The 23,875-nt window shown below is 70.4% G+C and carries 29 protein-coding genes and 1 riboswitch; of the genes, 16 read left to right on the top strand and 13 right to left on the bottom strand.

Annotated elements, in window-relative coordinates; all coding sequences use genetic code 11:
- The first annotated feature begins 2 nt into the window (after positions 1-2).
- The 5 genes from mobB (at position 3) to AB4Z01_RS06830 (ending at position 3,981) form a co-directional block, all read left to right on the top strand.
- Positions 3-503, top strand: a complete 501-nt coding sequence (mobB, locus tag AB4Z01_RS06850) for a molybdopterin-guanine dinucleotide biosynthesis protein B (protein WP_441691902.1) — start codon at positions 3-5, stop codon at positions 501-503.
- Positions 503-1,759, top strand: a complete 1,257-nt coding sequence (locus AB4Z01_RS06845; RefSeq protein WP_441691901.1) for a molybdopterin molybdotransferase MoeA — start codon at positions 503-505, stop codon at positions 1,757-1,759. Before mobB ends, AB4Z01_RS06845 begins: the two co-directional genes overlap by 1 nt.
- A gap of 8 nt (positions 1,760-1,767) precedes the next feature.
- Positions 1,768-2,019, top strand: coding sequence for a molybdopterin converting factor subunit 1 (gene moaD, locus AB4Z01_RS06840; protein WP_441691899.1), 252 nt, complete (start codon positions 1,768-1,770; stop codon positions 2,017-2,019).
- Between the two features lies 1 nt (position 2,020).
- Entirely contained in the window at positions 2,021-2,470 is a 450-nt protein-coding gene (gene moaE, locus AB4Z01_RS06835; protein WP_441691898.1) for a molybdopterin synthase catalytic subunit MoaE, read from the top strand.
- A gap of 104 nt (positions 2,471-2,574) precedes the next feature.
- On the top strand, positions 2,575-3,981 hold the full coding sequence (locus AB4Z01_RS06830; RefSeq protein ID WP_441691896.1) for an MFS transporter: 1,407 nt from the start codon (positions 2,575-2,577) through the stop codon (positions 3,979-3,981).
- On the opposite strand, the gene AB4Z01_RS06825 is transcribed toward AB4Z01_RS06830, so the two are convergent.
- The gene (locus AB4Z01_RS06825; RefSeq protein WP_441691895.1) at positions 3,905-5,023 is read right to left on the bottom strand and encodes an ABC transporter substrate-binding protein; all 1,119 of its coding nucleotides are present in this window, start codon (positions 5,021-5,023) and stop codon (positions 3,905-3,907) included. The two genes, AB4Z01_RS06830 and AB4Z01_RS06825, sit on opposite strands and share 77 nt — an antisense overlap.
- A gap of 227 nt (positions 5,024-5,250) precedes the next feature.
- Between AB4Z01_RS06825 and AB4Z01_RS06820 the strand changes: the two genes are divergently transcribed.
- Positions 5,251-5,433, top strand: coding sequence for a hypothetical protein (locus AB4Z01_RS06820; protein WP_441691893.1), 183 nt, complete (start codon positions 5,251-5,253; stop codon positions 5,431-5,433).
- Between the two features lie 124 nt (positions 5,434-5,557).
- Here AB4Z01_RS06820 and AB4Z01_RS06815 read toward each other — a convergent pair whose 3' ends face one another.
- On the bottom strand, positions 5,558-6,451 hold the full coding sequence (locus AB4Z01_RS06815; protein ID WP_441691891.1) for a branched-chain amino acid aminotransferase: 894 nt from the start codon (positions 6,449-6,451) through the stop codon (positions 5,558-5,560).
- A 77-nt stretch (positions 6,452-6,528) separates the two neighbouring features.
- Here AB4Z01_RS06815 and AB4Z01_RS06810 point away from each other — a divergent pair, with 77 nt between their 5' ends.
- The 4 genes from AB4Z01_RS06810 to AB4Z01_RS06795 are packed head-to-tail and all read left to right on the top strand — an operon-like array spanning position 6,529 to position 9,504.
- Entirely contained in the window at positions 6,529-7,044 is a 516-nt protein-coding gene (locus tag AB4Z01_RS06810) for a MarR family winged helix-turn-helix transcriptional regulator (protein ID WP_441691889.1), read from the top strand.
- 12 nt (positions 7,045-7,056) lie between these two features.
- The gene (locus AB4Z01_RS06805; protein WP_441691977.1) at positions 7,057-7,749 is read left to right on the top strand and encodes a response regulator; all 693 of its coding nucleotides are present in this window, start codon (positions 7,057-7,059) and stop codon (positions 7,747-7,749) included.
- Positions 7,746-9,104 carry an ATP-binding protein gene (locus tag AB4Z01_RS06800; RefSeq protein ID WP_441691887.1) on the top strand — a complete coding sequence of 453 codons (1,359 nt, stop codon included), beginning with the start codon at positions 7,746-7,748 and terminating at the stop codon, positions 9,102-9,104. The genes AB4Z01_RS06805 and AB4Z01_RS06800 overlap by 4 nt, the downstream gene beginning before the upstream one ends.
- Before the next feature lie 19 nt (positions 9,105-9,123).
- A complete protein-coding gene (locus tag AB4Z01_RS06795) occupies positions 9,124-9,504 on the top strand; it encodes a VOC family protein (RefSeq protein WP_441691886.1) in 381 nt (126 codons plus the stop codon).
- A 27-nt stretch (positions 9,505-9,531) separates the two neighbouring features.
- Here AB4Z01_RS06795 and AB4Z01_RS06790 read toward each other — a convergent pair whose 3' ends face one another.
- Positions 9,532-10,737, bottom strand: coding sequence for an ROK family protein (locus tag AB4Z01_RS06790; RefSeq protein ID WP_441691884.1), 1,206 nt, complete (start codon positions 10,735-10,737; stop codon positions 9,532-9,534).
- A 154-nt stretch (positions 10,738-10,891) separates the two neighbouring features.
- On the opposite strand from AB4Z01_RS06790, the gene AB4Z01_RS06785 reads away from it, so the two are divergent.
- The 5 genes from AB4Z01_RS06785 (at position 10,892) to AB4Z01_RS06765 (ending at position 15,831) form a co-directional block, all read left to right on the top strand.
- Positions 10,892-11,905, top strand: a complete 1,014-nt coding sequence (locus AB4Z01_RS06785) for a substrate-binding domain-containing protein (protein ID WP_441691882.1) — start codon at positions 10,892-10,894, stop codon at positions 11,903-11,905.
- 62 nt (positions 11,906-11,967) lie between these two features.
- Positions 11,968-12,960 carry an ABC transporter permease gene (locus tag AB4Z01_RS06780; protein WP_441691880.1) on the top strand — a complete coding sequence of 331 codons (993 nt, stop codon included), beginning with the start codon at positions 11,968-11,970 and terminating at the stop codon, positions 12,958-12,960.
- On the top strand, positions 12,957-13,754 hold the full coding sequence (locus AB4Z01_RS06775) for an ATP-binding cassette domain-containing protein (protein WP_441691879.1): 798 nt from the start codon (positions 12,957-12,959) through the stop codon (positions 13,752-13,754). The genes AB4Z01_RS06780 and AB4Z01_RS06775 overlap by 4 nt, the downstream gene beginning before the upstream one ends.
- A gap of 37 nt (positions 13,755-13,791) precedes the next feature.
- Complete coding sequence (locus AB4Z01_RS06770) at positions 13,792-14,814, top strand: hypothetical protein (protein ID WP_441691878.1); 1,023 nt, start codon at positions 13,792-13,794, stop codon at positions 14,812-14,814.
- 3 nt (positions 14,815-14,817) lie between these two features.
- Positions 14,818-15,831: a carbohydrate kinase family protein gene (locus AB4Z01_RS06765; RefSeq protein ID WP_441691876.1), complete on the top strand. Its 1,014-nt coding sequence runs from the start codon at positions 14,818-14,820 to the stop codon at positions 15,829-15,831.
- Positions 15,832-15,852: 21 nt separating this feature from the next.
- Here AB4Z01_RS06765 and glyA read toward each other — a convergent pair whose 3' ends face one another.
- The 9 genes from glyA to proC all read right to left on the bottom strand — a co-directional run bounded on the left by glyA (position 15,853) and on the right by proC (position 22,774).
- Positions 15,853-17,130 (bottom strand): serine hydroxymethyltransferase, encoded by a 1,278-nt coding sequence (gene glyA / locus AB4Z01_RS06760; protein WP_441691875.1) that lies wholly within the window; start codon positions 17,128-17,130, stop codon positions 15,853-15,855.
- A gap of 53 nt (positions 17,131-17,183) precedes the next feature.
- Positions 17,184-17,267: riboswitch (ZMP/ZTP riboswitch) on the bottom strand.
- A 73-nt stretch (positions 17,268-17,340) separates the two neighbouring features.
- Positions 17,341-17,862 carry a hypothetical protein gene (locus AB4Z01_RS06755; protein WP_441691874.1) on the bottom strand — a complete coding sequence of 174 codons (522 nt, stop codon included), beginning with the start codon at positions 17,860-17,862 and terminating at the stop codon, positions 17,341-17,343.
- 74 nt (positions 17,863-17,936) lie between these two features.
- A complete protein-coding gene (locus AB4Z01_RS06750) occupies positions 17,937-18,272 on the bottom strand; it encodes a tRNA-binding protein (protein WP_441691872.1) in 336 nt (111 codons plus the stop codon).
- 98 nt (positions 18,273-18,370) lie between these two features.
- On the bottom strand, positions 18,371-18,805 hold the full coding sequence (locus AB4Z01_RS06745; protein ID WP_441691870.1) for a phasin family protein: 435 nt from the start codon (positions 18,803-18,805) through the stop codon (positions 18,371-18,373).
- A 112-nt stretch (positions 18,806-18,917) separates the two neighbouring features.
- On the bottom strand, positions 18,918-19,559 hold the full coding sequence (locus AB4Z01_RS06740) for a TetR/AcrR family transcriptional regulator (protein WP_441691868.1): 642 nt from the start codon (positions 19,557-19,559) through the stop codon (positions 18,918-18,920).
- A 114-nt stretch (positions 19,560-19,673) separates the two neighbouring features.
- Positions 19,674-20,699 carry an aspartate-semialdehyde dehydrogenase gene (locus AB4Z01_RS06735; protein WP_441691866.1) on the bottom strand — a complete coding sequence of 342 codons (1,026 nt, stop codon included), beginning with the start codon at positions 20,697-20,699 and terminating at the stop codon, positions 19,674-19,676.
- A gap of 254 nt (positions 20,700-20,953) precedes the next feature.
- Positions 20,954-21,325: a VOC family protein gene (locus AB4Z01_RS06730; RefSeq protein WP_441691864.1), complete on the bottom strand. Its 372-nt coding sequence runs from the start codon at positions 21,323-21,325 to the stop codon at positions 20,954-20,956.
- Positions 21,326-21,461: 136 nt separating this feature from the next.
- Positions 21,462-21,980, bottom strand: coding sequence for a YbaK/EbsC family protein (locus AB4Z01_RS06725; protein ID WP_441691862.1), 519 nt, complete (start codon positions 21,978-21,980; stop codon positions 21,462-21,464).
- Positions 21,980-22,774, bottom strand: coding sequence for a pyrroline-5-carboxylate reductase (gene proC / locus AB4Z01_RS06720; RefSeq protein ID WP_441691861.1), 795 nt, complete (start codon positions 22,772-22,774; stop codon positions 21,980-21,982). The genes AB4Z01_RS06725 and proC overlap by 1 nt, the downstream gene beginning before the upstream one ends.
- Before the next feature lie 193 nt (positions 22,775-22,967).
- Between proC and AB4Z01_RS06715 the strand changes: the two genes are divergently transcribed.
- Complete coding sequence (locus AB4Z01_RS06715) at positions 22,968-23,438, top strand: hypothetical protein (RefSeq protein WP_441691859.1); 471 nt, start codon at positions 22,968-22,970, stop codon at positions 23,436-23,438.
- Positions 23,439-23,442: 4 nt separating this feature from the next.
- Here the strand turns inward: AB4Z01_RS06715 and AB4Z01_RS06710 are convergent, their stop codons facing one another.
- Entirely contained in the window at positions 23,443-23,811 is a 369-nt protein-coding gene (locus tag AB4Z01_RS06710; protein WP_441691857.1) for an antibiotic biosynthesis monooxygenase family protein, read from the bottom strand.
- Positions 23,812-23,875 lie beyond the last annotated feature (64 nt).

The raw sequence follows: 23,875 nt of genomic DNA, 5'->3' as shown, positions 1-23,875 counted from the left end.
TCATGCGCGTGCTCGGCATCGCCGGCTGGAGCGGCAGCGGCAAGACCACGCTGCTGGCGAAGCTGATCCCGGCGCTGATCGGCCGCGGCCTGACCGTTTCCACGGTCAAGCATGCCCATCACGATTTCGACATTGACCAGCCCGGCAAGGACAGCTGGCGCCATCGGGAAGCCGGGGCGACCGAGGTTCTGGTTTCCTCCGACCGGCGCTGGGCGCTGATGCATGAGCATCGCGGCGCCGCCGAGCCGCCGCTGGCGGCGCTGTTGGCGAAGCTGGAGCCGGTCGACCTGGTGCTGATCGAAGGCTTCAAGCGCGAGCCCTATCCGAAGCTGGAGGTGTGGCGGGCCGAGGCCGGCAAGCCCCCGCTGCATCCCGAAGACCCGAGCATCGTCGCGGTGGCCAGCGACGGCCCGATCGCCGACCCCGGCCGCAAGCGGCTGGACATCGACGACGTCGAGGCCATCGCCGATTTCGTCGCCGATTTCGCCCGCAGGGCCGGCTGATGAGCCGTCTCGCCGACGACTGCTTCGCCCTGGCGGACCGGCTGCTGTCGGTCGAGGAGGCGGTCACCGAGTTCCGGTCCCGGCTGGCTGTGGTCGCCGAGGCCGAGACCGTGCCGCTCGCCGCGGCGGAAAATCGCTACTTGGCCGAGGATCTGGTGGCCGACCGTTCGGTGCCGCCGCACGCCAACGCCGCGGTCGACGGCTATGCCGTCCATGTCGATGATCTGGCGCCCGGCGCCCCGACCACCCTGCCGGTGAACGGCCGCGCCGCCGCCGGCCATCCGCTCGGCCGCTCGGGCCGGCGGGGCGAGGCGATCCGCATCCTCACCGGCGCGCCGCTGCCCACCGGGCCGGACACGGTGGTGATGCAGGAGGACTGCATGGTCTCGGGCGACCGGGTCACAGTCCCGGCGGGGCTGCGGCGCGGCGCCCATGTCCGGCCGGCTGGCGACGACATCCGTGCCGGCGACACCGTACTGACCGCCGGGCGCCGGCTGGGTCCGGCCGAGATCGGCTTGGCCGCCTCACTCGGCCGCCCTGCCCTGCCCGTCCGCCGGACGTTGCGGGTGGCGGTGCTGTCGACTGGAGACGAGCTGCGCGCGCCGGGCACGTCGGTGGCCGAGGGCCAGATCTACGACGCCAACCGGTACCTGCTGATGGCGCTGCTGCGCCGGCTGGGCTGCGATGTCGCCGACCACGGCATCGTGCCGGACCGGGCCGATGCGGTGCGCTCGGCGCTTACCGACGCTGCGGCCGATGCGGATGCGATCGTCACCTCCGGCGGCGTTTCGGTCGGCGACGAGGACCACGTCAAGGCGGCGCTGGAGGCCGCGGGGGGCCGGCTTCATCACTGGCGACTGGCGATCAAGCCGGGCAAGCCGGTGGCGCTGGGCCAGATCAGCGGCGTGCCGCTGCTGGGCCTGCCGGGCAACCCGGTCGCGGCGATGGTCACCTTCCTGCTGGTGGCGCGGCCGCTGCTGCTGCACCTGGCCGGCGCCGAACCGGTGCCGCTGCGCCGCTTCCCGGTCACCGCCGGCTTTGGCCACGGCAAGAAGCCGGGCCGCCGGGAATTCCTGCGCGCGGTGCTGGAGACCGACCCGTCCGGCGCCCTGGTCGCCCATCGCCACGGCCGCGAGGGCGCCGGCATGCTGAGCTCCCTCGCCGGCGCCGAAGGGCTGGTCGAGCTGCCGGAAGACGTCGCCGCCGTGGCGCCGGGCGATCCGGTTGCCTATATCCCGTTGAGCGCCCTGATTTGAGAACCGGCATGAAGCTCCTGTATTTCGCCTGGGTCCGCAGCAAGATCGGCACCGCCGCCGAGACGGTGTCGCCGCCGGACTCGGTGCGCGATGTCGCCGGCCTGCTCGATTGGCTGAAAGCCCGCGGCGCCGGCTATGCCGATGCCCTGGCCAACCCGGCGGTGGTGCGGGTCGCGGTCAACCAGCGCTTCGCCAGGCCGGCCGACCCGGTGGCGCCGGGCGACGAGATCGGCATCTTCCCGCCGGTCACCGGAGGCTGAGATGGCGGTTCGCGTGCAGGAGGCCGATTTCGACGTCGGCGCCGAGATCGCGGCCCTGTCGGAGGGCCGCAGCGATGTCGGCGGCGTCGCCAGCTTCGTCGGGCTGGTGCGCGACATCGCCGGCGGCACCGCGGTCACCGCGATGACGCTGGAGCACTATCCCGGCATGACCGAACGGCAGCTGGCGGAGATCGAGGCCGAGGCGCGCAGCCGCTGGCCGCTGCTGGAGGTGCGCATCGTCCACCGAATCGGCCGGCTGGGGCCGGGCGACCGGATCATGTTCTGCGGCGTCGCCTCGGCCCATCGCGGCGCCGCCTTCGAGGCCTGCGCCTTCCTGATGGACTGGCTGAAGACCAAGGCCCCCTTCTGGAAGAAGGAGGAGACGCCGGAAGGAGAGCGCTGGGTCGAAGCCCGGGCCGAGGACGACGAGGCCGCTTCGCGCTGGCGATGACGGCCGTCGCCGATGGCAGTCCCTGACTGCTGTCCTGCCGATTCCCCGCTTCTCATCGTGACGCCGGCGGTGTAGCCGGGCTGGAACGAAGGGGGAAACGCGGCATGGTGCAGGCAACGGCGCAACCGGCGGCGGGCTGGGCGGATCTGCTCGCCGAAGGGCGGCTGCCGCAATTCGCCATGGTCTGCCTCGGCATCTGGCTGAACGCGGCCGATGCCCTGGTCACCGCGACCATCATGCCCAGCGTCGGCGCCGACCTGGGCGGCTATGCCTATTTCAGCTGGGCCACCGCCGGCTTCCTGGTCGGCGCCATCCTGGCCGGCGCCAGCGCCGGGCGGCTGTCGGAGCGGTTCGGGCTGCGCTGGGCCTCCGCCATCGCCGGCCTGGCCTTCGCGCTCGGCTGCGTGCTGAGCGCCGCCGCGCCCACCATCGGCATCTTTCTGGCCGGGCGCGTGCTGCAGGGCGTCGGCAGCGGCTGGGTCGCCGGCTTCTCCATGGTTGCGATCGCCGTGCTGTTCCCCGAGCGCCATCTGGCCCGGATGTTCGCCGTCGCCTCCGGCATCTGGGGCATCGCCACCATCCTGGGGCCGCTCGTCGGCGGCCTGTTCGCCCAGGCCGGCGACTGGCGCGCCGTGTTCTGGCTGTTCACGGCGCAATCGCTGATCTTCGCCGCCGCCTCGCCCTGGCTGCTGAAAGGCACAGTCCGCAGCGGCGGCCAGCCGGGCGTTCCCTGGCTGCAGATCGGCGGGCTGGCGCTCGGCGTCGGCGCCATCGCCATGGCGGATGTCAGCCCGAACCCCGCCATTGCCTTGGCTCTGGTCGCCGCCGGCCTCGGCATCCTGGTGCTGGTGCTGCGGGTCGACGGCCGCGCCCATATACGGCTCCTGCCGCGCCAGGCGGGAAACCTGCGCACGGTCTGCGGCACCGCCTATGCCGCCCTGTTCGCCATGATGGCGACCTCAATGGCGCTGAACGTCTACGGCCCCGCCATCCTGCAGACGCTGCACGGCCTGTCGCCGCTGTGGGCCGGCTATGTCGTGGCGGGGATGGCGCTGGCCTGGACCCTCGCCGCCTTCGTCGTCGCCGGTGCCACCGGGACCGGGGAACTGCGCTGGCTGCTGCGCGGTGCCACCTGCATCCTGGCCGGCGCGGTGCTGCTGGTGCTGGTGATGCGCGACGCCCCGCTGGTCTGGATCGTCGGCGCGTCCCTGTTGATGGGTACGGGCTTCGGCTTCTCCTCCAGCCTGCTGAACCGGCGGTTGATCGGCGTGCTGGCCGATGACGACAGGGCGATCGGCAGCTCGGCGCTGATCGCGGTGCGCCAGACCGGCGGGGCGGTCGGCGCCGCCATCGCCGGGGCGACCGCCAACCTGGTCGGCTTCGGCTCGGGCCTGACGGTCGAGACCGCCCGGGCGGCGGCGCTGTGGGTGTTCGTCACCGCCCTGCCGCTGGCCCTGTTCGGCGCCTGGGCCGCCTGGCGGCTGACCGTGGCGGCCCGCCGCACCGGCTAGCGCGATCCGTCGGCGGCGGGATCCAGGCTGATCCATAGCGCCCCCTCGAACGGCAGGGCAGAGAAGCGGCTGTTGATCTCGGCCAGGGTGGTGGCGGGATCGAGATCTCCGGCCGCACCCAGCGCGCCACCGCCTCCACCGCCACGATGTTCAGTGGCACGGCGTTGAAGAAGTTCCACAGCCCATGGACCCGGCCGTCGCGGGCCGCCGTCAGGCCGGACACGCCGGGCGCCGCCAGCACGGCCGCGAAGCTGCGCCGGGCGGCTGCGGCAGGAACGCCGGGGCCGACGACGAAGCCCGGCGCATCCGCCGCCTGCGGCAGGCCGGTGGCGATATAGACCTGCGGGTCCCGTCCGATGACGTATTCCAGGCTCAGCACCCCGCCCCCGGCATCCGGGAACCGATCCGCGGCGATGTTCCGGCCGCCGACCAGCGACACCAGCTCGCCCAGCCCGGTCTCGCCGATCTCCCAGCAGCAGTCGTCCGGCTGCGGATAGGCGTGCATCAGCACGGTCGGGCCCGGCTCCGGATGCGCCGCCATGCGCCGGCGGATGCGGTCCAGCCGCGCCTCCCAGAAATCGGCGAAGGCGTCGGCCCGGTCCTCGCGGCCGAGCACCCGGCCCAGCAGCCGCATGCCCGGTGCCGTGTTCGCCAGCGGCCGGTGGTTGAAATCGACCACCACCGCCGGCACCCCGGCCGCGGTCAGGCGGTCCAGGATCAGCCGCCCCTGCTCCGTCTCCACCTGCCAGGCGCCGAAGATCGCGAGATCCGCCCCGACCGTCAGCGCCTTCTCCAGCGAGAAGCTCTCATCCGTGCCGCCGCCCACCACCGGCACCTCGGCCAGGCGCGGGAACTTCGCCAGGAAGGCGGCATAGAGGCCGGGATCGTATTGCCGGGTGTCGTCGGCCCAGCCGGCCAGCAGCGACACCGGATCGGGATCGATCAGCGCCAGCGCTACGAGGTTGATGCCCGCGCCCAGCAGCACCGCCCGAGGCTGATGCGGCACGGTCACCTGCCGGCCGGCGGCATCGGTCACGGTCACCGGRCACTCCCCGGACCGGCGGGGGGAGCAGACAGGTCAGCAGCAGAAGGGCGCGGAGGAGCGCTTTGCATCGGTTCATCGATCGTCCTGGTCACGTTCCCACAACGATCTGTACGAGAATGAGAATTAATATCAATTAGCCCGCTGTTTCTGTCCCGGCGGTCCTGCCAGGCCCTCCCGGGTCGAGCTATAGCGATGACGACAACACGACCGGCCGGAACGACGCCGTGACCCTGTTCGATGCCGCAATCCGCTACGATCTCGCCGAGATCGAGCCACGGCTGGACGGGGTGCAGCTGGCGGTCAACGCCACCAACCTGTTCGATCGCGACTATTCCACCTGCGCCCAGGGCTACTGCTACCAGGGCCAGGGGCAGACGGTGATCGGCAGCATCCGCTACCGGTGGTGAGGCGCTGATCGGCCGGCGCGCCTCGTAGGTTGGGTTCGCGGCACGCGAACCCAACATCCCACCACCGGCTCTCCTGCGATGTTGGGTTCGCCAGTGGCGAACCCAACCTACGCGATGCGGTGCCTTAAGCCGCGGCCGCCTTCGGCTCCTTCCGCACCTCGGCGGAATAGGCGTCCATCACGGTCTTGCAGATCTGGCCCGGGGTGAAGTGATGCGGGCCGATCTCGCCGACCGGGGTGATCTCGGCCGCAGTGCCGGTCAGGAACACCTCGGTCGCCTTGGCCAGCTCGTCCGGCTGGATGTGCCGCTCGATCACCTCGATGCCGTTGCGCCGCGCCAGCTCGATCGCGGTCTGGCGGGTGAGGCCGTTCAGGAAGCAGTCGGCGGTCGGCGTGTGCAGCTTGCCGTCGATGGCGAGGAAGACATTGGCGCCGGTCGCCTCCGCGACATAGCCGCGGTAGTCGTACATCAGCGCGTCCTGGTAGCCCGCCGCCTCGGCCTTGTGCTTGGCCAGGGTGCAGATCATGTACAGGCCGGCCGCCTTGGCGTGCACCGGCGCCGAGTCCGGCGATGGCCGGCGCCAGTCGGACAGGGTCAGGCGGATGCCCTTCATCTTGGCCTCGGCCGAGAAGTAGCTCGGCCACTCCCACACCGCGATGGCGACATGGATGGTGTTGGCCTGGGCCGAGACGCCCATCATCTCCGACCCGCGCCACGCCACCGGGCGGATATAGGCATCGATCAGGCCATTCTTCTCGAGGGTCAGCTTCTTGGCCGCATCCAGCTCCGCGGTGCTGTAGGGGAGCTTCATCCCCAGCGTGGTGGCCGAGAACTCCAGCCGCTTCGAATGCTCCGTGCCCTTGAAGATCCGGCCGTTGTAAGCCCGCTCCCCTTCGAATACAGAACTGGCGTAGTGTAGCCCGTGAGTCAGGACGTGGATGTTGGCGCTACGCCATTCGACCAGCTTGCCGTCCATCCATATCCAACCGTCACGGTCATGGAAGGGAGTCGTCGACATGATGGGCCTTTCCCGGATTGTCATTTGTGTCGCCGTCGGACCGTGAGCGGTAACATTCGGGGTCAAAACAAGTCAACATGGCTGACATAAAATCGCCCGTAAACCCGCTCTTCCTCCGCGAGGAGGAGATCCGCCAAGGCATCGAACTGCTATTCTACGCCTATCGCGGCTTCACTGCCGAGCCCGATGCGCTGCTCGCAACCCTGGGTCTCGGCCGGGCCCATCACCGTGCGCTTTATTTCGTCGGACGCCATCCGGAGATCACGGTCAGTGCGCTGCTGGCCATCCTGCGCATTACCAAGCAGAGCCTGGGCCGGGTCCTGAACGACCTGGTCGAGCGCGGCTATGTCGAGCAGCAGCAGGGTCAGCGCGACCGGCGCCAGCGCCTGCTGACCCTGACCGCCAAGGGGGCCGCGCTGGAGCGCCAGCTGTTCGAGAGCCAGCGGCGGCTGATCGGCCAGGCCTACCGCAGTGCCGGCGCCGATGCGGTGGACGGCTTCCGCAAGGTGCTGGAAGGGCTGATCGCGCTGAGCGAGCCCGCGGCGATGGACGAGGAGCCGGAGGCTCCCGCCCCCCGCGTCGCCAGCCGGTAGCCGCCCATGACCATGACCGCCGACGAGCCCGCCCACATCCTGGTCGTCGAGGACGACCGCCGGGTCCGCGAGCTGCTGCGCAAATACCTGATGGAGAACGGCTTCCTCGTCACCGCCGCGGTCGATGCGGCGGATGCGCGGGAGAAGCTGGCGGCCATCGCCTTCGATCTTCTCGTGCTGGACGTGATGATGCCGGGCGAGACCGGACTGCAGCTGACCGCCGATCTGCGCCAGCGAATGAGCACGCCGATCCTGCTGCTGACCGCCCGCGGCGAGCCGGAGGACCGCATCGCCGGGCTGGAGAGCGGCGCCGACGACTATCTCGCCAAGCCGTTCGAGCCGCGCGAGCTGGTGCTGCGCATCAACAGCATCCTGCGCCGCCTGGCGCCGCCGCCGCCGCGGGCCGCCGGCACCATCCGCCTCGGCGCCTTCACCTTCGACATCGAGCGCTCGGAACTGCTGCAGGAGGGCGAGCGCGTGCGCCTGACCACCGGCGAGGAGAACCTGCTGCGCATCCTGGCCCAGCATGCCGGCGAGACCGTGTCGCGCGAGGCCCTGACCGAATCCGGCACGATCGACGGCGGCGTCCGAGCGGTCGACGTGCAGGTGACACGGCTTCGGCGTAAGATCGAGCCCGACCCGCGCCTGCCCCGCTATCTCCACACCGTGCGCGGCGAAGGCTATGTGTTGAGACCCGACGGATGATGCCCTCTCCCGCCCTGCGCCGGCTGTCCACCCCCCTTGGGCTGCGGGCGCGGATCAAGCGGTTCCTGCCGCGGACCCTGTTCGGGCGGGCGCTGGTGATCATCGTCACCCCGATGATCCTGGCCCAGGCGATCTCCACCTATGTCTTCTTCGGCCGCCACATCGACGTGATCACCACGACGATGGCCCGCACGGTCTCCGGCGAGATCGGCCTGACCATCGACGAGATCTCCCGCGGCATGACGCCCGTCGCCCGCGGCACCGTGTTCGTGCGGGCGCAGCGCAATACCGGGTTGATCTACAGCTTCGATCCCGGCGTCGAACTGGGATCGACCAGCAGCGATGCGCTGGACGAGGGCCAGCGCGCCCTCTCCCGGGCCATGCGCGCGTCGCAGCCCTACGACTTCACCATCCGGTCCGATACGGACAACGACACCGATGTGGTCCGCATGCAGCTGTCGGAAGGCGTGCTGACGGTCGAGGTGCCGTCGAAGCGGCTGTCCAGCTTCACCACCAACCTGTTCTACCTGTCGATGATCGGGTCGACGGTGATCCTGTCCGCCGTCGCGATCATCTTCATGCGCAACCAGCTGCGCCCGATCCGGCGCCTCGCCATCGCCGCCGACCGCTTCGGCAAGGGCCGCGACATGCCGGGGTTCCGGCCGCATGGGGCGGAGGAGATCCGCCAGGCGGCCGAGGCCTTCATCGAGATGCGCGACCGCATCCGCCGCCAGATCCAGCAGCGTACCGAGATGCTGGCCGGCGTCAGCCACGACCTGCGCACGCCGCTGACCCGGATGAAGCTGCAGCTCGCCATGCTCGGCGACGGGCCGGACATCGACGAGCTGCGCACCGATGTCGAGGAGATGCGGCAGATGATCGACGCCTACCTCGCCTTCGCCCGCGGCGAGGGCACCGAGGAGGCGACGCCGACCGACCTCGCCGCCTTCCTCGAGGAGGTGGTTGTGTCGGCACGGCGGGAAGGCGCCGACATCGCCTTCGACGCGCCGGAGAGCCAGGTCCTGCCGCTGCGGCGCGAGGCGATGCGGCGCTGCTTGGCGAACCTGCTGTCCAATGCGCGGCGGCATGCGCAGCATATCCGGCTGTCCGTCATCCAGGACGACACCGCCGTCGCCCTGGTGGTCGACGATGACGGGCCCGGCATCCCGCCGCACCAGCGCGAGGAGGCGATGAAGCCCTTCGTCCGGCTGGATGAATCGCGCAACCAGGAGACCGGCGGCACCGGCCTCGGCTTGGCCATCGCCCGCGACGTGGCGCGCCGGCATGGCGGCGACCTGGTGCTGTCGACCTCGCCGATGGGCGGGCTGCGCTGCACGGTGCGCCTGCCGCTCTGACTCTCTGGAAGGGCATCCGATGGGCCGGTTGCGGGAGATCGTGTTCGAAAGCCGGTCGGCGCCGGTCCTGGCCCGGTTCTGGGCGGCGGCGCTCGACGGATATGCCGTGCGCGCTTATGACCAGACGGAGATCGACCGGCTGGCCGCGCTGGGCCTGACGCCGGAGACCGACCCTGTCGTCCTGGTCGACGGGCCGGGGCCGAGCCTGTGCTTCCATCAGGTGCCGGGGCGCGACTACACCAACAACCGCATCCATCTCGACATCGCCGCCGCCGACCGGGCCGCGGAGGTGCGGCGACTGCTGGTCCTCGGCGCCAGGGTCCAGCGCGAGGCCGACGGCTATACGGTGATGCTGGATCCGGAGGGCAACCAGTTCTGTGTCGTTGAGCGATCAGGGTAGATTTGAGTTCGCCGTCGCGAACCCGGCCTACGATGCAGCTCCCCGCTCCGCGATCAGCCGGTCGACCGCTTGCGGCTGCAGCCGGGTGTCGACCACCAGCCGGGCGGCGCCCAGCAGGCCGGCCAGCTCGCCGGCACGGGCGGCGACGATGGTCAGATCGCGCGTCGCCAGCGGCAGGCAGCGCTGATAGACGTATTCGCGCACCCCGGCCAGCAGGTGCTCGCCCGCCTCGGACAGGGTGCCGCCGACCACGATGACGCTGGGGTTCAGCACGCTGACCACATCGGCCGCCACCTCGCCCAGCACCCGGCCGGCCTGGCGCACCAGGCTGATCGCCTCCGGCCGGTTGCGCGCGACCAGATCCATCACGTCGCGCGCATCCCGCGCCGAGAAGCCCCGGGCCCGCAGGTCGCGGGCGATGGCCCAGCCGGCGGCATAGGCCTCGACACAGCCGAGCTTGCCGCAGCGGCACAGCGGCGCCTCGGCGTCGCGCAGCTGGATGTGGCCGATGTCGCCCGCGGCCCCGCGGGCGCCGCGGTGCATCCGGCCCTCGGTGATGATGCCGCTGCCGATGCCGGTGCCGGCCTTGATGAACACCATCTGCCGCTCCTCCGGCCAGAACTGGCGGTGCTCGGTCAGGGTGCGCAGCCGGACGTCATTCTCGGCCAGGACCGGCGCGGCGTAATCGCCGGCGAACCAGCCTGGGATGTCGAAATCGTCCCACCCGGTCATCACCGATGGCCCCATCACCCGTCCGGCGGCATGGTCGACCGGGGCCGGCAGGCACAGCCCGATGCCCAGCACCTCGGAGGCCGGCCGGCCGATCTCGGCGAGGAGCGCGCGGAACTGCCGCGCAATCCAGGTCAGGATTGGCACCGGCCCGCTGCCGACATCAAGGTCGCCGAGCCGTTCGGCCAGCACATTCGGCCCGAGATCGGTCGCCGCGACCCTGATCCGGCTCTCGCCGATATCGGCCGCCAGCACCACGCCGAAGCTTTCGTTCAGCTTGAGCACGCGCGCAGGGCGGCCGCCGCTGGCCTGCGTTTCCTCCGCCTCCTGCAGCAGCCCGGCCTCGAACAGCACGCCGAGGCGCTGGGTGATGGTGGCGCGCGACAGGTCGGAGATGCGGGCGAGGTCGGCCCGGGACCGCGCTTGGCCCGACAGGATCAGCGACAGCACATGGCCGGCGCCGGCGGTGCCGAGGGCGTGGATCTCAGGGTCTGCAGCAGACATGGCCCACTAATGCTCCTTTTCAGTCAAAAGATACAGAAGATCTGATTGACTCTCAGCAAAAGTCGGAATTATCGTTCCGGTGTCGGACAATCGTCCGGCCAATGGCAGGGCCGGCGCCGCAGAAGCGCCTGCCCGCAAACAGGAGGAAACCGCGATGATTCGATCGCAGAGGTCTGCGCTTGTTCCGAATCCCCGCCGCCTCGCCGGCCTGCTCGCCGCCGGCGTGGTTGGTCTCGCCCTGGCCGCCGGCAGCACGGCGGCGATGGCGCAGGAGGCCGTCGTCGGCCTGGTCACCAAGACCGAGGTCAACCCGTTCTTCGTCAAGATGCGCCAGGCTGCCGAGAAGGAGGCCCAGGCCAAGGGCCTGAAGCTGATCGCCCGCGCCGGCAAGTTCGACGGCGACAATGAGGGCCAGGTGGCCGCGATCGAGGATCTGATCAGCGCCGGCGCCAAGGGCATCCTGATCACCCCGAACAACTCGACCGGCGTGCTTGGCGCGGTCAAGAAGGCGCGTGACGCCGGCATCCTGGTGATCGCGCTGGACACAGCGACCGACCCGGCCGACGCGGTCGACGCCACCTTCGCGACCGACAATTTCGAGGCGGGGGTGCAGCAGGGCCAATACGCCCGCAAGGCGCTGGGCGACAAGGCGCCGAAGCTGGCGATGCTGGACGGCACGCCGGGCGGCACAGTCGACACCTTCCGCCATGACGGCTTCCTCAAGGGCTTCGGGATCGCCGAGGGCGACGCCGTGATCGTCGGCAAGCAGAACACCAACGGCGCCCAGGACAAGGGCCAGACGGCGATGGAGAACCTGCTGTCCGCCCATCCCGACATCAACGTCGTCTACACCATCAACGAGCCCGCGGCCCAGGGCGCCTATGCCGCGATCAAAGCGGCCGGCAAGACCGACGATGTCGTCGTCACCTCGATCGACGGCGGCTGCCTGGGCGTGAAATACGTCAAGGACGGGCGCGTCGCGGCGACGGTGATGCAGTTCCCCTACAAGATGGCGCAGATGGGCGTCGACGCCGTGGCCGAATACGCCAAGTCCGGCAAGAAGCCGAGCGGCTTCGTCAACACCGGCTCGTTCCTGATCACCGGCAAGCCGCTGCCGGGGCTGGACTCGAAGGACCTCGACTTCGGAGAGAAGAACTGCTGGGGCTGATGACCAGCACGACCGGGGCGGGCCGCACCGGGCCCGCCCACCCCCTCCCGAACGAGAGAGCGATGGCCCCTCCCCCCTCGTCCTGGCCCCTCTCGTCCTGGATTGCCCGGGCGGCGCGGGTTCTGACCACCCCGCCGCTCGGCCCGCTGATCGTGCTGATGGCCTTCGGCGCCGTGTTCACGGCGATGAGCGACCGCTTCCTGACCCCGGGCAACCTGTCGCTGATCGCGCAGCAATCGGTGATCATCGGCACGCTGGCGATCGGCCAGACGCTGGTGATCCTGACCGCCGGCATCGACCTGGCGACTGGCGCCATTGCCGTCTTGGGCACCATCGTCGCCGGAAAGCTGGTGGACCAGGGCTATGCCGCCCTGCCCTCGCTGCTGCTGGCGATCGGGCTGTGCAGCCTGGTCGGGCTGGTCACCGGCACGCTGGTCAGCCGGCTGAAGCTGCCGCCCTTCATCGTCACGCTCGGGCTGCTCGGCATCGTCACCGCGGCCACCCGTCTGTTCTCCGGCGGCGGCGCCTTCCCGGTGATGGACGACCTGCTGGCCTGGACCGGCAACACGCTGAAGCTGGGCGGCGCCGTGATCACCTACGGCATCATCATCATGCTCGGCCTCTATGGGCTGGTCTGGTACATGCTGAACCAGACCGCCTGGGGCAAGCATGTCTACGCCATCGGCAACAGCCCGGAGGCGGCGCGGCTGGTCGGCATCCCGGTGCAGCGGCGCATCCTGTCGGTCTATCTGTTCGCCGCCTTCCTGTACGGCATCGGCGCCTGGCTGGCGCTGGGGCGGATCCCGAACGCCGACCCGAACGCGATGCAGAACGCCAATCTCGACAGCATCACCGCCGTCGTGATCGGCGGCACCAGCCTGTTCGGCGGCCGCGGCAGCCTGATCGGCACGCTGATCGGCGTGCTGATCGTCGGCGTGCTGCGCAACGGCCTGACCCTGATCGGCATCGACCCGCTGTGGCAGGACCTGGTCACCGGCGTCCTGGTGATCGCCGCGGTCGCGCTGGACCAGCTGTCGCGATGGAGGCGGGTATGACCGCGACCGTCCTGGAGGCCCGCGGCGTGGTCAAGCGCTACGGCCATGTCACGGCACTCGGCGGCGTCGATTTCGAGCTGCGCGACGGCGAGGTGCTGGCGGTGATCGGCGACAACGGCGCCGGCAAGTCGACCCTGATCAAGGTGCTGTCCGGCGCCATCACGCCGGATGAGGGCGAGGTGCTGCTGGACGGCCAGCCGGTGCGGTTCCACGGCCCGCTCGACGCCCGCCGCCGCGGCATCGAGACGGTGTACCAGGACCTGGCGGTGGCGCCGGCGCTGGATATCGCCGCCAACCTGTATCTGGGGCGCGAGCTGCGCCGGCCCGGGCCGCTCGGCCGCTGGCTGCGGCTGCTCGACAAGCCGCGGATGCGCAGCGAGGCGCAGCGTCATATGGACGAGCTGCGCTTCCGCCTGCCCTCGATCACACACGCAGTGGAAAGCCTGTCCGGCGGCCAGCGCCAGGGCGTCGCCGTGGCCCGCGCCGCGGTTTTCGCCCGCAAGCTGGTGATCATGGACGAGCCGACGGCGGCGCTGGGCGTGCGCGAGACCGGCCAGGTGCTGGACCTGATCCGCACCATCCGCGACCGCGGCCTGCCCGTGGTCCTGATCAGCCACAACATGCCGAACGTGTTCGAGGTGGCCGACCGCATCCATGTGATGCGCCTGGGCCGCCGCGTCGCCGTGACCTCGCCGCAGCGCCACAGCATGGCCGAGGTGGTGGCGATCATGACCGGGGCGATGCCGGGCGACCAGCCCGCCCCGGGCCGTGAGCCCGCCCCAACGGCCCAATGATTCCTTCCCTGACCCGCAGAAAGACGAGAGACCGAGCATGACCCGCCTGGACGAGAAGCTGGCCCGCATCCGCGCCGGACAGTACAAGCGCAGCGACTTCATCATTGCCGACGCCAAGGACGGCGACATGGGGCCGAGCCTGACCTCGACCGGTCCGAAGCGCGCGCCGGACGGCAGCTGGACCCGCTACCGCACCCGCGACGAGTTCCTGGACACCATTCGCCAGGTGGTGGAGCAGGACATCGTCGACATCATGCTGGTCTCGGCCTCGAACCTGGAGCGGCTGGTCGAGAGCGGCACCTTCCGCGACAGCAAGGTGAAGCCGGCGATCCGCGCCAACGACACCACCGATGTCTGGGTGGTGCGCGGCTGCAGCTATCCCCAGCAGCCCTCGCGCCCGTTCCGGTCGGCCCTGCTGCCGCGGGTGAGGCATGGCGGCCTCGCCCCCGACCCGAAGGCCCCCGTCACCGGCACCGATCTCGGCCTCTACTCCGTCACCTTCAACAACGACCTCGATTCCGACATCCGGTCGCTGGAGGCCTTCGCCGAGTTCCGGGCCGACTGCGCCGCCAACGGCTTCCAGTACTTCTTCGAGGTGTTCAACCCGAATGTCTCGAGCGGCATCGACCCAGAGCTGCAGCCGCACTACCTGAACGACTGCATCCTGCGCTGCCTGGCCGGGGTGATGAAGGCCGACCGGCCGCAATTCCTGAAGATCCCCTTCAACGGCCCGAAGGCGCTGGAGGAACTGGCCGGCTTTGATTCCAGCCTGATCGTCGGCGTGCTCGGCGGCGGCGCCGGCACCACCCGCGACTGCTTCGAGCTGCTGCACCAGGCCGAGAAATACGGCGCCCGCGTCGCCCTGTTCGGCCGCAAGATCAACCTGGCGGAATCGCCGCTGGCGATGGTCGGCTTCATGCGCCAGGTGGCGGACGGCACGATCGCGCCGGAGGAAGCGGTGCGCGCCTATCACGGCGAGCTGCAGAAGCAGGGCATCTCCCCGCTGCGCCCGCTGGCCGACGACGTGCAGACCACCGAAGCCGTCTTGAAGCAGGGCTGAGCCGTGGAGCGATCCGGCATCATCTGCGGCGGCACCATCTGCATCGACGTCAACAAGGTCATCGACCGGTTCCCGCCGCAGGAGCACGTCGCCAAGATCCTGGAGGAGACGCCGGATTCCGGCGGCCCGGGCTTCAACATGGCGATCGACCTCGCCCGCCTGGGCGCGCCCTTCCCGATCGAGGTGGTGGGCGTGGTCGGCGACGACGTCTATGGCGAGCTGGCGCTGCAGGTCTGCCGCGACCACGGCGTCGGCGCCGGCCGGATCGCGGTGCTGCCGGGCGGGCGCACCGCCTATACCGACGTGATGATCGTGGCCGAGGGCGGGCGGCGAACCTTCTTCTACCAGGAGGGGGTCAACGCCCTGCTCTCGCCCGGGCATTTCGACCTGGCGGGGTCGACCGCGAAGATCTTCCATGTCGGCTCGCCTGGGGTGCATGCCCGGATGGACGCCCCCCAGGGCAACGGCAACGGTTTCACCGAAGTGCTGGCCCGCGCCCGCGCCTCGGGCCACCGCACCAATCTGGAGCTGGTCGGGGTGGCCGGCGACCGGCTGCGCGACCTGACGGTGCCCTGCCTGCCGCTGCTCGACAGCATCATCATCAACGAGCTGGAGGCGACGGCGCTGACCGGCGTCGAGACCCATCGCGACGGCCGGCCGGACTGGGCGCTGGTCGAGGCGGCGGCGACGGCGCTGATCCGGATGGGCGTGTCCACCCTGGCGGTGGTGCATTTCCCGGAGGGCGTGGTCGCCGCCGACCGCGACGGGCGGCTGTGGCGCCAGGGCGCCGCCTGGGTGTCGCCCGAATCGGTCAAGAGCACCAACGGCGCCGGCGACGCCCTGGCCTCCGGCGTCATGCTGGGGCTGCACGAGGGCTGGCCGGTGGAGAAAGGCCTCCGGCTCGGCGTCTGCGTCGCGGCGCTCAGCCTCGGCTCCTACAGCACCTCGCGGGCCATCCCCTCGGCGGAAGAGTGCTTCGCCTATGGAGAGAGGGCGGGGTTCAAGCCGACGGCGTGACCCCCACCCTCTCCTTCCCGCTCACCCCGGGATCGGGAACCGCCGGGCAAAATCCCGCACCGCGTTCGCCAGCGCCGGCTCGGGCCGCGCGCCGGTGACCGCGTCGACGATCAGGTCGGCCAGGGCCTTCATCTGCCCTTCGCGCATGCCCCGCGTGGTGACGGCCGGCGTGCCGAGCCGCAGCCCGGACGGGCGCAGCGGCGGCCTGGTGTCGTCCGGCACCACCTGCTTGTTCGAGACCAGCCCGACCCGGTCCAGCCGCTGCTGCGCCTCGTCGCCGTCGAGGCCGAAGCTCGCGGCGACATCGACCACCATCAGGTGGTTGTCGGTGCCGCCGGTCACCAGCTGCGCGCCGCGGCCCTGCAGCGCCTCGGCCAGCGCCCTGGCGTTGTCGAGCACGCGGCTTGCATAGGCCTGGAACTCCTCCTGCGCCGCCAGGTGCAGCGCCGTGGCCAGGGCCGCCACCTGGTCCATATGCGGGCCGCCCTGCAGCCCCGGGAACACCGCCTGGTCGATCGCCTTGCGGAACGGCTCGCGGCACAGGATCAGCCCGCCGCGCGGGCCGCGCAGGGTCTTGTGCGTGGTGGTGGTGACCACGTCGAAGCCGGCCGCCAGCGGGTTCGGCAGCGCCTTGCCGGCGATCAGCCCGCCGATATGCGAGACATCGGCCATGGTGATCGCCCCGACCTCGTCCGCGATCGCCTTGAAGGCGGCGTAGTCGATGTCGCGCGGATAGGAGGAGAAGCCGGTGATCAGCAACTTCGGCCGCTCGCGCCGCGCGGTCTCGCGGATCGCATCGAAGTCGAAGCCGCCGCCGGAGACGGTGCCATAGCGGACGAAGCGGAAGATCCGGCCCATCGCCGAGACCGGCGCCCCATGGGTCAGGTGGCCGCCATGCGACAGGTCCATCGCCAGGATGGTGTCGCCGGGCTGCAGCAGCCCGAAATACACCGCCTGGTTCATCGGCGACCCGGACAGCGGCTGGACATTGGCATGCTCGGCGCCGAACAGCGCCTTGGCGCGACCCTGGGCCAGTTCCTCGATCTCGTCGGCATGGAGGTTGCCGCCATAATAGCGCCGGCGCGGCTGGCCCTCGGCGTATTTGTCGGCGAAGACCGAGCCGAGCAGCGGCCGCAGCTCCGGAAAGGCGTGATTCTCCGACGCGATCAGGGTCAAGCCCTGATGCTGCCGGCGCTCCTCGCGTTCGAGGATGGCGGCGGCGTCCGGATCGGCGGCGGCCAAGATGGCGCGGACATCACGAGCGGCGAGCGCCGGGTCGGGCTGATGCTGGTATTCCATGGGGACTGCTCCGTTTCGATGCCTGGACACGAATCGCCCGACCAGCTTCCAAGGAAGGCTGCCCAGGCGAGCGGCATCGAAACGGTCCTCCACGCTCCCTCGGGGTGCTCCCCGTCTCGCCAGTCACGTGGAGGGTATGGCTGATCCTGCGATCGCGGGAATGATCGGCGGGATGCGTCGGCGCGTCAATGGCGGATCAGATCGGGGGGATCAGACCGGCCCCGCATAGCTGTCGCCGAGATAGGCCGCATGCGCGGCGGCATCGCGGGTGGAGCGCAGGTACCGCCGCCACGCCTGCTGCTCGTGCCAGACCGTGCCGAGTTCCCAGACGCAGAAGGTGCCGCGATGCGGCCCGGGCAGCGGGAACAGCTTGAAATCGGTGTCGGCGGCGGTCTTGGCGTAGACCGTCTCCCACAGCTCGTTCTCGTTGCGCCAGGTGCAGACCGCCAGGAAGTAGAAGTCGCCGCCGCAACGGTGCAGGACGGCGAAGCCGGGCTCGCCCGAGACCCTGAGAGATCCGGCCGCGACCTCCCGCGCGATGAAATCGCAGGCCAGGGCGTGGATCTCGACCGGCACAGGCGTATCGGCCAGGGCGATGTCGTACCATTTCAACCGGCTGTCCGGCAGCACGACCAGATCGCCCGGCGTGATCAGCTTGTCGCGATGGATATAGTCCGCGGCGACGCTGGTGATCGGGGGCAAGTCCACCCCGGCTGCGATTCCGTCCGGCATCGAACTCTCTCCGAAGCTGTCGGAGCACAGCTTGAACCCTGGTCTCCTGCCGGTCCAGCGGTCTGGCAGGCCGCCTAGTAAAGCCGCCCGCCATTCGGCACCGCGCGCTCGATCGCGGCCAGCACGACGTTGCCCTCGGCATCGGGGAAGCCCAGCACCAGGATCTCGGAAAGGAAGCGGCCGATCTGCTTCGGCGGGAAGTTCACCACCGCCGCCACCTGGCGGCCGAGCAGCGTCTCGGGCGTGTACAGCGCCACCAGCTGGGCCGAGCTGCGCTTCCGGCCGATCTCCGGCCCCAGATCGACGGTCAGCTTGTAGGCCGGCTTGCGCGCCTCGGGATACGGCTCCACCGCCACGATGGTGCCGACCCGGATATCGACCTTGGCGAAATCATCGTAGCTGATCGTCATGCTGCCCTCCGCGAGACCGGCGGCACCCTGCCGCGCCGGCGCCCGGATGGCAAGAAGGCCGCCCGGGGACGGCCTTCTTTACGTCGGGATCAGCGCGTTCAGCGCTTCGTCGTCGGAGCCTTCAGCACGCCCTTCAGCTCGTCGAAGCTGGCGCTGACGCGCTTGCTGACGATCTCGGCGGCCTCGGTGTTCGACTTGGCCAGGAGCTCGGCCAGTTCCTTCATGTCGGCGATCGCCTTCTCGAAAGCGGACTTCGCCAGCTCGGTCTGCTTCGCCAGCTTCTGGTCCGGCGCGCCGGGTGCGGCGATCGAGGAGAACTGGCTCTGCAGCTCGGCCAGGTTCTGGCGCAGGATCTCGCCCTGGCGGCGGGCGAAGGCCTGCACCCCCTCGGCCGCGGTGCGGTTGGCGGCGGTCAGCGCCTCGATGTTCTTGCGCTGGGCCTGCAGCACCGCGTCGAGATCGACGCCCGGCACCTTGAACTCGCTCAGCAGCTTGGTGAAGTCGACGTCCCAGACCGGCGGCACCTTGCTCATGACCTGCTCCCACTATGCATAATAAAGTAGCAGCCTACACGGCACGACCGCATTGCAAAAGAAAATTGTGCGCTGCAGCAAAGTTGTCATTCAGCGCAGCGCGACTCTCATTCTAGTGCAGCGTCGGCTCCTGACCCGCCGAGGCCGCCGGCTGGGCCGGCTGTTCGGTCCGACGCGCGCCGCGGCGGCGACCGAAGGTGTTCTGCCACTGCTCGGCCTGGCGCAGCCGCTGGTCCAGCGCCTTCATGGTGCGGTCGAGCTCCGGCGAATCATCTTGCTCCCAAGTCCGCAGCACCAGGCCGTAGACCAGGCACAGCGCCTGCACCCGCGCCCGGCCGAGCAGGCCGGCGGTCGAGATGCCGGCTGATTGCAGCGTCCAGCGCATCGACAGCTCCAGCTGCCGCGCCTGCAGCAACGTGGCCAACGGGTCGCGCCGCAGGTCGCGCAGGATCGCCTTGACCCCGGCGCGATGCGCCGACAGCACGTCGAAGCGGCGCATCATCAGGTCGAACAGCCGGTCGCGCGGGCTCTCATCGGCGCTCGGCAGGCCTTCGGACAGCACCGCCTGGTCGATCATCCGGCTGAACCCGGCCAACAGGGCCGGCTTGGTCGGGCAATGGCGGTACAGCGCCGACATCGGCACCCGCGCCGCCTGGGCGACATCGGAAAGCGTCAGGGCGCGCCACCCCTTCTCCGCCGCCAGGTCGACCGCGGTGGTGACGATGTGGTTCGCAATATCGGCCTTCTTTGCCATGGTCCCGGCCCTCGCGCCATCGGCCTTGCGGCCCCGAGCGCCCGCCGGGGCGGGCGCGATCGGTTCCAATCTAGCGTAATTCGGCCGGAAGGCGAGCGGGACCCGCTCAGACGCTCACGACCGCAGATGCTCCAGGATCTGGATGGCGTTGAGGGCGGCCCCCTTCAGGAGCTGGTCGCCGGAGACGAACAGCGACAGCGAACGCCCGGTCGGGTCGCCCAGATCGGCCCGGATACGGCCGACCAGAACGTCGTCCTGCCCGCTCGCCTCGGACGGCATCGGGAAGTGGTTGGCGGCCCGGTCGTCGACCAGGCGAAGGCCGGGCGCGCCCGCCAGCAGGTCCCGCGCCTCCTCCGGCGTCACCACGGTGTCGAATTCGACCGTCAAGGCGATCGAATGGGCCCGCAGCACCGGCACGCGGATGCAGGTGATGCCGATCGGCAGGTCCGGCGCGCCGAGGATACGGCGGCTCTCAGCGATCGCCTTCAACTCCTCGCCATTATAGCCGCTGGCCGGGTCGACATCGGCATTGTGGCTGAACAGGTTGAAGGCATAGGGGTGCGGCAGCACCTTGGGCTCGAAGGGCTGGCCCTGGAGATGGGCGGCGGTGGCAGCCTGCAACTCCTCCATCGCTGCGGCGCCAGCACCGGAGGCGGATTGGTAGGTCGCGGCCGTGACCCGCCGCAACGGATGCGCCCGGTGCAGCGGCGCCAGCGCCACCGTCATGATCGCGGCGACGCAGTTCGGGTTGGCGATGATGCCGGCATGGCCGGCCAGCGTCCCGGCATTCACCTCGGGCACCACCAGCGGCACCTCCGGCAGCATGCGGAAGGCCGAGGAGTTGTCGACCACCACCGCCCCGGCCGCCACCGCCGCAGGTGCGTAGCGCCGGGAGATGCCGGCCCCGGCCGAGAACAGGGCGATGTCGACACCGGCAAAGCTGGCCTCGGTCAGCTCCGCCACGGCCAGGTCGCGGCCGCGGAACGGGATGCTGCGGCCGACCGATCGGGCCGAGGCCAGCAGCCGTACCGCCGCGGCCGGGAAGCGCCGCGCCTCCAGGCAGCGCAGCAGCTCGACGCCGACCGCCCCGGTGGCACCGACGATGGCGATCACGGGTTCGGGCGAGCGGACGCCGCGCACAGCGTCTCGGAGATCGGGGGATGAAAGCATAATGTCGTCCTTCCTGTGGGTCGGGAGGGACGATGGCTGCACCGTTAGGCCCCGTCCGTCCTCGGCGGGGCCTCTGGCTGCTATGTCGCGGTGATCACCGCACGCGCCAGAGAACGCCCGCCGCAGCGGTCGTCTTGGTGGTGCGCTTCAGGGTGATCATCGTCGCCATGCAACCGTCGTAGCGTCCGGCCGTGGGGCTCGTCAAGCCGCCGCAGCTCGGCTCGCTATTGGCAGACGGCTTCCAGCTTGTGGCCGTCCAGGTCGAACACGAAGGCGGCGTAGTAGCTGGGCCCGTAATGCGGCCGCAGCCCAGGCCCGCCGGCGTCCCGCCCGCCTTCGGCCAGCGCGGCAGCATGAAAACGGTCGACGGCCTCGCGCGTCGGCGCATTGAAGGCCAGGTGGAAGCCCGGCCCCGGCGGCACCACCGGCTGCTTCTGCCGCTTCAAGGCGAGCGTGTCGTTGCCGCCCGGCGGGCCGTAGCCCGCGGCGGTGGCGTCGGCCCACACCCGCACCATGCCGACCGGGGCCAGCACCGCATCGTAGAAGCGGACAGCGCGGTCGAGGTCGAACACGCCCAGGGAGAGATGGCCGATCATTTTTGCCCTCCTTCTTTGCCGAGGCGCGCTCAGAGATCGTTCGAGACGGCGCTGGTGTGAGTCGGCTGGCGGTGGTTTCGAGAACCGGAGCGCAGCGGACGTTGGTCCGTGAGCACCGGAAGCTTCGAGTCCGCCGTCAGACGGCCGCACCAGTAGCCGTATCGGACAGTCTCTGCGCGATGTCGGCGACCACGCCGCCGGTCAGCGCCACCAGCTGGTCCGGCGTCAGGGCGAAGACCGAGTTCGGCGTCCCGGCCGCGGCCCAGATCCGCGGCAGGGCCAGCAGGTCGCGGTCGATCACCACATGCGGCGGCGTGGCATGGCCGACCGGGGCGACGCCGCCGATGGCGAAGCCGGTGGCGTCGCGCACGAAACCGGCATCGGCGCGCTCGATCTTCAAGCCGTCGATGCGCCCGGCCAGAGCCGCGGCAACGGCAGCCTCGTCGACCCGGTTGACGCCGCTGGCGATCACCAGCACCGGCCGGTTGCTGCCGCGGGCCCGGAACACCAGCGACTTGGCGATCTGCGCGACCTCGCAGCCGATCGCCGCCGCGGCATCGGCCGAGGTCCGGGTCGACGAGTCGAACACCCGGATCTCGGGCGCATGCCCCGCCGCCGCCAGCGCCGCGGCGACGCGCTCGCTGCTGCTCGCCACTACGCCAGTTCCCGGCCGCGCTGCGTCGCCGCGGCGACGGCCTTGGTCATCAGCGGCTGCAGCCCGTCCGGCGCCATCAGCACGTCAAGCGCCGCCTGGGTGGTGCCCTTCGGGCTTGTCACCGCGATCCGCAGCTCGGCCGCGCTCTCGGTCGCGGCGCCGGCCAGGGCGCCGGCGCCGACCACGGTCTGCCGCGCCAGCTGCATGGCCAGGTCGGCCGGCAGCCCGGCGGTGCGGCCGGCCTCGGCCAGGGTCTCGATCAGGTAGAAGACATAGGCCGGGCCGCTGCCGGAGACGCCGGTGACCGCGTCCATCAGCGCATCGTCCTCGATCCAGGCGGTCTGCCCGGCGGCCTGCATCAGCGTCTCGGCCCGCTTGCGCTGGTCCGGCGACACCGCGGGGTTGGCCACCAGGACCGAGATGCCCTGGCCGATCGCGGCCGGCGTGTTCGGCATGGCACGGACCACCGCGGCCTCCGGCCCCAGCCCCTGCTCGAGATACGCCAGAGTGCGGCCGGCGGCGATCGATAGGAACAGCGCTCCAGGCCGGACGAAGCGGCGATAGGCCGGCAGCGCCTCAGGCATCATCTGCGGCTTCACCGCCAGCACCACCACCTCGGGCGCCAGCTCGGGCGGCAGACCGGCGGTGTCGCGGACATGGTGCAGCCGCGGATCGGCGAGGCCGAGATCCGCCGGCTCCACCGCCCAGATCCGGTCGGCGGCGTTGCCCGCCAGCCAGCCCTTGACCAGTGCGCTTCCCATCCGGCCGCAGCCGACCAGCAAGAGATCGGACACCCTGTCGCTCCCCGTTCCATCGAGACGCGCCATCATGGCGCCGTCCCGGACGGGCGCAAGGTTCTTCGCGAAGCGAAGCGGAACCTGGACGGATGCTCTCCGTTTCTTAAGCTGCGGAGATCCCGGTTTTGCCGGAGATTGAGGCGTTTCCGCCGCCGTGCGACCGCCCGGCGCCGAAGATGGAGAGCGAACCATGATGACCCGCGCAGCCTCAATCCTTCTCGCCGGCCTGGTGGCCGCATCGCCGGCCTGGGCCCAGACCACCGTGATCCCCACCGCGCCGGGCCCGACGACCGTGCCGGAGAAGGCGATGCCCTATCCGGTGCCCCCGGGCACCCAGGTCGAAGAACCGCGCCGGGCACCGGTCGCGCCCGACCCCACTCATCCCGCGGTATCGGCGACGGCAGGCGGGGCAGCCCCGACCGATCCGCGCGAATACGCGACCAGCACGCCGATCACCGTGACCGGCCGGATCGACGGCGTCTCCCACCGCAACGGCGTGACCTCGTTCCGCCTGCAGACCCCGACCGAGGCCTGGACCGTCGTGGTGCCGCCGGACCAGCCCGGCAAGCTCGCCGGCGGCCGTCGGGTCACCGTGGTCGGCTCCCCGCATGTCGAGATCCGCAACCAGCTGCTGGCCCAGAGCGTCACCGCAGGGAAGTAGCCGGCTAGGCGACGCAGATGCCTGGCACCGCGACGGCCTGGAACAGGTGCGGTGACGCCACGGCCGAGGCCGGATAGGCCGACAGCTTCGCCCGGAACTCCGGATGCATGAAGGCGGCCCGGAAGTCGGCGGTGGATTCCCAGACGGCATAGTTGAAATAGGTCGGGCTGTCGCCGATGGCGCGGTGCAGCTGGGTCGAGATGAAGCCCGGCTGCCGCTTCATCACGGCCGCATCGGCTTGCCACGCCTGGAGGAACGCCGGCTCGTCAGCCTGGTCCAGCGTGAACACATTGACCAGCACGACCGGCGAGGCGTCGACGGCGATCTGGCGGTCGATCGGAAAGGCCGGATCCAGGGGACGCATCTGCGGCATGACAAGCTCCGTTCGATATGGTTGCATGATGTCAAATTGGCACAACGACGCCAACAAGCCACAT

This window comes from Inquilinus sp. YAF38 (assembly GCF_052113205.1).
Lineage (GTDB): Bacteria > Pseudomonadota > Alphaproteobacteria > DSM-16000 > Inquilinaceae > Inquilinus.
The sequence above is the reverse complement of the archived record's forward strand: the minus strand, read 5'-3'. Positions and strand labels throughout refer to the sequence as shown.